Source organism: Pseudomonas sp. AIG (assembly GCF_977020205.1).
In genome coordinates this window covers 1-7,709 of sequence record NZ_CDROCK010000096.1, presented here as the reverse complement: position 1 = coordinate 7,709, position 7,709 = coordinate 1, and the positions used below count along the sequence as shown (strand labels likewise).

The 7,709-nt window shown below is 61.2% G+C and carries 6 protein-coding genes and 2 pseudogenes; 5 read left to right on the top strand and 3 right to left on the bottom strand.

The window, feature by feature from the left end:
- Both ACWR1S_RS30230 and ACWR1S_RS30225 read right to left on the bottom strand, forming a co-directional pair.
- Positions 1-325 (bottom strand): methyl-accepting chemotaxis protein (locus tag ACWR1S_RS30230; RefSeq protein ID WP_454566061.1); only part of this gene is annotated, 325 nt, incomplete at its 3' end.
- A gap of 201 nt (positions 326-526) precedes the next feature.
- Positions 527-1,447, bottom strand: a pseudogene (locus ACWR1S_RS30225) (PDC sensor domain-containing protein); the annotation flags it as partial.
- Between the two features lie 703 nt (positions 1,448-2,150).
- Between ACWR1S_RS30225 and ACWR1S_RS30220 the strand changes: the two are divergent.
- The 3 genes and pseudogenes from ACWR1S_RS30220 to ACWR1S_RS30210 all read left to right on the top strand — a co-directional run bounded on the left by ACWR1S_RS30220 (position 2,151) and on the right by ACWR1S_RS30210 (position 5,352).
- Positions 2,151-3,467 carry a Na+/H+ antiporter family protein gene (locus tag ACWR1S_RS30220; RefSeq protein ID WP_454566060.1) on the top strand — a complete coding sequence of 439 codons (1,317 nt, stop codon included), beginning with the start codon at positions 2,151-2,153 and terminating at the stop codon, positions 3,465-3,467.
- Positions 3,468-3,669: 202 nt separating this feature from the next.
- Positions 3,670-4,446: pseudogene (locus ACWR1S_RS30215) on the top strand (cache domain-containing protein); the annotation flags it as partial.
- A gap of 84 nt (positions 4,447-4,530) precedes the next feature.
- Positions 4,531-5,352 carry a methyl-accepting chemotaxis protein gene (locus ACWR1S_RS30210; RefSeq protein ID WP_371748313.1) on the top strand — a complete coding sequence of 274 codons (822 nt, stop codon included), beginning with the start codon at positions 4,531-4,533 and terminating at the stop codon, positions 5,350-5,352.
- Between the two features lie 207 nt (positions 5,353-5,559).
- Here ACWR1S_RS30210 and ACWR1S_RS30205 read toward each other — a convergent pair whose 3' ends face one another.
- Positions 5,560-6,495, bottom strand: a complete 936-nt coding sequence (locus ACWR1S_RS30205) for a LysR family transcriptional regulator (protein WP_454566059.1) — start codon at positions 6,493-6,495, stop codon at positions 5,560-5,562.
- Between the two features lie 113 nt (positions 6,496-6,608).
- On the opposite strand from ACWR1S_RS30205, the gene ACWR1S_RS30200 reads away from it, so the two are divergent.
- Together ACWR1S_RS30200 and ACWR1S_RS30195 are read left to right on the top strand one after the other, a co-directional pair.
- Complete coding sequence (locus tag ACWR1S_RS30200; protein WP_416221685.1) at positions 6,609-7,094, top strand: DMT family transporter; 486 nt, start codon at positions 6,609-6,611, stop codon at positions 7,092-7,094.
- 3 nt (positions 7,095-7,097) lie between these two features.
- The gene (locus ACWR1S_RS30195) at positions 7,098-7,550 is read left to right on the top strand and encodes a DMT family transporter (RefSeq protein ID WP_180699681.1); all 453 of its coding nucleotides are present in this window, start codon (positions 7,098-7,100) and stop codon (positions 7,548-7,550) included.
- The last annotated feature ends 159 nt before the right edge of the window (positions 7,551-7,709 follow it).

Sequence of the window (7,709 nt, the reverse complement as noted above, 5' to 3'; positions counted from 1 at the left end):
GGTTACGCACCTCATCCGCCACCACGGCAAAACCACGTCCGGCTTCACCGGCACGCGCCGCTTCGATCGCGGCGTTGAGCGCCAGCAAGTTGGTCTGCTCGGCGATGGCGCGGATGGTTTCCAGCACCGCGCCGATTTTCTCGCTGTTGGCGGCCAGACCTTCAACTTGCACCATGGCTGCGCTCATGTCGGCGGCGAGGGTGTCGATGCTCGCGGTGGTGCGGTCGATCACGGTCAGGCCCTGACGGGTGGCGCGATCGGCATCCTTGGCCGCTTCGGCAGCCTGCGCGGCGCTGCGGGCGACGTCTTGCGCGGTGGCGCTCATTTCGTGTGACGCGGTGGCGACCTGATCGACCTGACGGTATTGCTGTTCCATGCCGGCGCTGGTCTGGGTGGCGATGGCCGAGGACTGGTCGGCGGTGTTGCGCGCGTCCTGCACCGAGCGTTTTACTTCGGCGATGATCGGCTGCAACTTGTCGAGGAAGCGGTTGAACCAACCGGCCAACTGACCGAGTTCATCCTTTTTGTCGTAAGCCAGACGGCGGGTCAGATCACCTTCGCCGCTGGCGATGTCTTCGAGCATGTGCGCCACGCCGAGGATCGGTCTGGTCACACTGCGCGCCATCAGCCACACCAGCAGCAAGCCGATTAACGCGGCCAGCACGCCGAGGCCCAGCTCGATCAGCGTGCCCGAGTTGTTGCTCGCGTCCAGCTGCTGCTTGAGCGCTTCGGCGCGGCTGACCAGCACTTTCTCTGGCACATCGAGCAAGACGCCCCACGACGGGCCGCCGGGAATTGGCTGGAACGGCGACAGCACTTTCAACTGGCCGTTGCTGTGCAGGCTGCTGACGCTGCTGCTGGAGGCGAGTTTGCTCAACAGTTCAGCGCCGCTGATTTTGTCCACCGCGTCCAGACGCTGGCTGAGTTTGCCGGCATCCGGGCTGTAACCGGCGAGCAGGCCGGCGGGGCTGATGATGCTCACGGCGGTCTGACCGTCATAGAGCTTTTTGCTGGCGCCCTGACTGATCGCTTGCAGGCTGTTGAGGTTGATGTCGACCGACAGCGAGGCGATGACTTTGCCGTTGACCATCAGCGGGAAGACGATGCTGGTCATCAGCACGTTCTGGCCGTCGATCACATAGAAGTAAGGTTCGATCACGCACGGCTTGAGTGTGGCGCGCGGGCAGGTGAACCAGGCATTGGCCGCCTGACCGCTAGGGCCGGTGCTGGTGTCGGCCATGTCGCTTTCCGGCAGCGCCATCGAGGTGACTTTACCCGGGGTCGGTTGCGACCAGTACAGGGCGAAACGGCCCTTGTCATTGCTGCCGAGTTCAGCCTGACCGGCGAACAGTTCGTCTTTGCCATCCAGCGCGTTGGCTTCGAACACCAGCGACAGGCCGAGCAGATCCGGGTTGGCTTGCAGCGCGGATTTGACCTGACGGGTCATGTCTTCGCGCAGGTCGAAGGCATCGAGAAAACGCTTCTCGGCCTGTTCGCGCAGGAACAGCACCTGCCGCGAAAAGCCGTGGCCGTACTGATAGGCGTCCATGAACTGCTGGCGGATACCGGCGGCCTGCACTTCACCTTGCGACTCGATGCGCGCCTGCGCCGACTCGGTGAGCATCTCCATGCTGGAAGCCTTCACCAGTTCGGAACTGTGCTCCATGCGATACAGCGAAAGACCCACCAACAGGGTCACGATACCGGCCAGGCAGAGGCCGGCGAGCAGGGTGATTTTCCATTGGATGGAAAGTTGTCTGAGCGACATGGAGACGTCCTTATTCGATAAATATCTGAGACTTTGCACTGTAACGGCCGCGTTTCGGCTTTCTTTATCCCTGAAACACAATATGACTAATTGCCGCACTGTCATGCTTTGTACGTGATCGTTCCCACGCTCTGCGTGGGAATGCAGCCCCGGACGCTCCGCGTCCCAAAGCGGACGCAGAGCGTCCATTGAGGCATTCCCACGCAGAGCGTGGGAACGATCAATCACTGGAGGCGGCGTTGGCTTTGACAAGGGGAGTTCGCTGCGGCACAGTGCGCGCCCTTCTAATAAGACCCTCTTTGCAAATCCGCCGGTGAACCGTTGGCGGACTCATTCTGTCTGGCGGTCGGTTTTCCACCGCAGTGTTTTTCGAGGAAGTGAAATGAATGCAGTCATAGCGGCAGTCGGCGTCATGCTGATCCTCAGCCTGTCCCGCGTGCACGTGGTGATCGCTTTGATCGTCGGCGCGCTGGTCGGCGGTCTGACCGGTGGCCTGGGCATCGATGCCACGCTCAAGGCGTTCAACAGCGGCCTGGGCGGCGGGGCGACGGTGGCGTTGTCCTACGCGTTGCTCGGCGCGTTCGCCGTGGCGATTGCCAAGTCTGGCCTAGCCCACGCCTTGGCCGACAAGGCGTTGGCCATGGTCGACCGTCAACATGCGACCGGTGGTGGCAGCGTCAAATGGCTGCTGATCGGCTTGCTGTGGGTCGTGGCGATCGCTTCGCAGAATATTCTGCCGATCCACATTGCGTTCATTCCGTTGCTGGTGCCGCCGCTTTTATATGTACTGACCAAGCTGCAACTCGACCGCCGCCTGATCGCCTGCGTGATGACGTTCGGTCTGATCACACCGTACATGTTCCTCCCGGTAGGCTTCGGTAACATTTTCCTCAATGAAATTCTGTTGGCAAATGTTGCGCGCAGCGGCGTCGACATCAGCGGTATCAATGTCACCCACGCCATGGGCATTCCCGCGATGGGCATGGTCTTCGGCCTGGCGATGGCGTTCATCACTTATCGCAAACGGCGCGTGTACGACCTGGCGAAGATCGAGCAGGTCGAGCAAGTGGCGGTGCAGTACAACCCGCTGAGCCTGATGATTGCCGGTGTGGCGATTGCCGCTGCGTTCATCGTGCAACTGCTGCTGGACTCGATGATTATCGGGGCGCTGGTTGGCTTTCTGATCTTCTCGGTGTCGGGCATCGTCAAGTGGCGCGACACTGATGACCTGTTCACCGAAGGCATGAAAATGATGGCGATGATCGGCTTCATCATGATCGCCGCGTCCGGGTTTGCCGAAGTGATGAAGGCCACTGGAGAGGTGCAGACGCTGGTCGAGTCGTCGGCGTCGTGGATCAATCACAGCAAGGGCATCGGCGCGTTGTTGATGCTGCTGGTCGGGTTGCTGGTGACCATGGGCATCGGTTCGTCGTTTTCCACGGTGCCGATTCTGGCGGCGATTTTCGTGCCGCTATGCGTGCAACTGGGCTTCAGCCCGATCGCGATCGTCTGCATCGTCGGCACCGCCGGTGCCTTGGGTGATGCCGGTTCGCCGGCCTCGGATTCGACGCTGGGCCCGACCTCGGGTCTTAACATTGATGGCCAGCATCACCACATCTGGGACACCGTGGTGCCGACCTTCCTGCACTACAACCTGCCGCTGCTGGCGTTCGGCTGGGTGGCCGCGATGGTTCTCTGAACCCCGCCGGTGATCGTTCCCACGCTCTGCGTGGGAATGCCTCTTGTGACGCTCTGCGTCACGTTGTTGGACGCGGAGCGTCCGGGGCTGCATTCCCACGCAGAGCGTGGGAACGATCCTCATACCGAAGCTCAACTTTTGTGATGGCGTGCCGTTAAAGCCTTTAACCACGCCAATAAAACCAAAAGAGTGAGCTCCCACAATGCGCCTGAGCCTCAAGGCTAAAGTCCTGTCCCTCGCCGTTCTTCCGGTGTTGCTCTTTGCGCTGGTCATCAGCCTGACCACGCTGTTCATCCTCCAGGAACAGGCGCACAAAGAGGTCGAACAGACCCGCGAACGCCTGCTCGGCGATGCCAAAGCGACCCTGCAAAGTTATGTCGCCGTGGCCATGACCACGATCAAACCGTTGTACGACGCCGCCGCTGCCGGTGACGTTGATGCGCGGGCGCAGGCGATCAAACTGCTGTCGGGCATTCGCTACGGCAAGGATGGCTACTTCTTCGGCTACGACTCCGAGACCGTGCGCCTGTTCAAGGCCAACGACCCCGAAGGCGTGGGCAAAAGCTTCAAGGACAACCGCGATCCGAACGGCGTTTACGTCAACCGTGGCCTGGTGAGTGTGGCGAAGGACGGCACGCACTATCTGCAATACAGCTCGCCGCTGCCGGGCAACGCACAGGTGCTGGTGCCGAAACTCGGTTACACCGAATACCTGGCGAAGTGGGACATGGCCGTTGGTACGTCGGTCAACCTCGACGGCATCGAAGCGCAAGTGGCGCTGGTCGAAGCGCAGGTGCAGGAACGCATGCAAGGCGTGGTGCTGAGCATCGTCGGCGTGGCGGTGGTGGTGCTGTTGGTGATCGCGGCAGCGGGGATGCTGCTGGCCAATACCATTTTGCGTCCGCTGAATTTGATGAAGGCCAACCTCGATGACATCGCGGCGGGCGAGGGCGATCTGACCCGCCGTTTGAACATCACCAGCCAGGACGAACTCGGCGAACTGGCCGGGTCGTTCAACCGTTTCGTCGACAAGATCCATGGCCTGGTGCGGCAGATCACCGAAATGACCACGCAACTCACCGGGCTGGTCACGCAAGTGTCGGATCAGGCCCAGCGTTCCGATCAGGCGATGGAACGTCAGCGTCACGAGACCGATCAGGTCGCCACGGCGATCAACGAGATGTCCGCCGCCGCGCAGGAAGTCGCCAAAAGCGCACAGAACGCCGCCGTCGCCGCCCAGCAGACCGACGAAGAAGGCCAGAGCGCCAAGCGCGTGGTAGCCGGCAGCATCAAACAGATTCATGCGCTGGTCGATGACATCCGCAGCAGCGGCGTGTCGCTGGACAGCCTGCAGCAGGACGTGACCTCGATTGTCGGCGTGCTCGGGGTGATTCGTTCGATCGCCGAACAGACCAACCTGCTGGCGCTGAACGCGGCGATTGAAGCGGCACGGGCCGGTGAAGCCGGGCGCGGGTTTGCCGTGGTCGCGGACGAGGTGCGGGCGCTGGCCAGCCGTACGCAGATCAGCACGCAGGAAATTCAGGGGATGATCGATCGTTTGCAGGCGGGTACGCAGCAAGCGGTTGAAGCCATGCGCCGTTCCAGCGAGGCGGGTGACGGCACTTCGCAGCAGGCCAATCAGGCCGGGGCTTCGCTGGATGCGATGGCGGAGTTGATTGCGACGATCAACTCGATGAACGCGCAGATTGCCAGTGCGGCGGAAGAGCAGACGGCGGTGGCCGAAGAGATCAACCGCAGTGTGCATCAGATCGCGGTGGCGGTGGACAGCGTGGCCGATGAAACGCAGTTGGGTGCGCAGACGTCGCGTAGTTTGGCGGAGCTGGGGCAGCGGCTTGGCAAACTGGTCGGGCAGTTCCGGATCTGACTGCCTGAAAAGCCCCTCACCCTAGCCCTCTCCCAGAGGGAGAGGGGACTGACCGAGGTGTTTTGCGTTGTACATCGACCTGAAAGATTGGGTCGATTATGGATTCGGTAAAGCTGTTTCAGGTCGGCGTAATTCCATAGCATCCCCCAATCAGTTCCCTCTCCCTCCGGGAGAGGGCTAGGGTGAGGGGCTTTTGATTTTCAGTTTTCAGGGACGATCCCAATAGGGCACTTCACCAAAGCATTCGACAAAGAAATCAATCACCGTCCGCACCTTCACCGACAACCTGCGGCTCCCCGGCCACAACACCGCAATCTGCTGCGGCTCCAGGCTGTTCGACACCTGATACTCCCCCAACACCGGCACCAGTGTGCCGTCACGCACCGCCTCACCAATCAGCCAGGACGGAAACATCACCAGCCCCAAACCCTGTTCAGCGGCTTGGGTGAGGGTGTCGGCGTGGTTGCCGGTGATCGGGCCTTTCACCGAATAGGGCGTCCAGTCCTCGCCATCGCGGCGGAAAAACCAGCGTTGTTGGCCGGTCGCGCCTTTGTAGGCGAGGCATTGGTGCTGCGCCAGATCGTCAGGATATTGCGGTGTACCGTGGCGCTTGAGATACGCCGGACTGGCCGCGACCTGAAAGCGATGCGGCGCCAGAATCCGTGCCTGCATGCTCGAGTCGTGCAGCGGGCCGATGCGGAACAGCAGATCGGCGCCTTCCTGCAACGGGTCGACGTAATGGTCGGTCTGCTGGATATCCAGTTGCAGCTTCGGATAGCGCGCACACAACTGGCCCAGCCACGGCGTCAGATGGCGCTGGCCGAACACCACCGGGGCGTTGATGCGCACCAGACCGGTGGGTTCGCTTTGCTGTTCCTGCAGCGCCTGTTCGGCTTCTTCCAGTTGCACCAGCACCAGCCGCGCGTGGTGACCGAGCATGCGCCCGGCCTCGGTGGGCGTGACGGCGCGGGTGTGGCGGTAGAGCAATTGCTGATTCAGCGCCTGTTCCATCAACTGGATCTGCCGGGAGATCGAGGAGGGCGCCACGCCTTCGCGGCGGGCCACTTCGGAGAAGCTGCCGTGATCGAGCACGGCCACAAACAGCCTGAGTGCCTTGAATCCGAGTTCATTGAGCCCGTGCATGATGTGTCCTGCTGTGCGAATTGCGCAAAAGTGTTGTCCGGATGCTCCCATTTATCGCACAGCTTCGCCAGCCGATAATCCGCGCCATCGTTTACTTGAGTGGAATGCTGTTTATGCAGACGTTGGATGAGGTCGCAGTTGCGGCGCCGGTGAAGAAGTCGGGGTTGCGCCTGTTGTTGCTGCCGCTGGTGATTCTGGCGGGCATGGGTTTGTCGGTGGAGGCGGGGTTGCTCGGGCCGTTGGGTGTACAGGTCGGGCATCTGTGGGCAACTTTGAGCATCTTCGGGGTCGGCTCGGCGATTCTGTTTTTACTGCTGTTGTTCGCCGGCCCGCAAAAAGGCCCGGCACTGACGGATCTGCCGCGTTGGCAGTTGATCGGCGGGTTTCTGGGGCCGATGTATGTGGTGGTGCTGACGTTGGCGACGCCGCATATCGGCATTGCCATGACCATGATCGCGATTCTGTCCGGGCAGGTCGGCAAGAGTGTGTTGATCGACCATTTCGGCTGGTTCGGCGCGACGCGCAAGAAGGTCAATGCCGAGCGCTGGCTGGCGTTGGGGTTGATTGTGGTGGCTTTGGTTTTGATTGCGCGGGGGTGAGTGATGAGTCTGGTTATTTTGTTGGCGGTGGTGGTGTTGGCCGGTGCGGTGTTGAGTGTGCAGGCGGCGATCAATGGGCGTCTGGGTGAGTCGGTTGGGGTGTTGCGCAGTAGTTTGTTGACGTTTGTTGTGGGCGCCGTGACGACGGGGTTGTTGATTTTGTTTTTTGAGCCGGCGCATGCGGTGAGCTTGTTGGATGTGCCGAAGTGGCAGTTGACGGGGGCGTTGTTTGGCGTGGTGTACATGATGGTGATGGTCGGGGCGGTGCCGGTGGTGGGGACGGCTGTGGCGACGGTGGCGGTGATTGTCGGGCAGTTGGGGATGGGGATGTTGATTGATAATTTTGGCTGGTTGGGGAATCCGGCGATTGAGCTGTCTGGTTCGCGGATTTTGGCGATGGTGTGTTTGGGGGTGGCTTTGGTGTTTATGTATAGGAGTTCGCGTCAGGCTGGGTGAGTTGGGTTTAGTTGAGTACATATCCGTTGCTGCGGTCACGGCGGCTTAGGGTTCCGCCCTGACGGCGGGTCACTTTTTCCAGACGCCCGGAGTGCCGGCCCAGAAAAAAGTAACCAAAAAGGCTTGCTCCTGCGTGCGGCCCGCTCGCTGGGGCTCGGG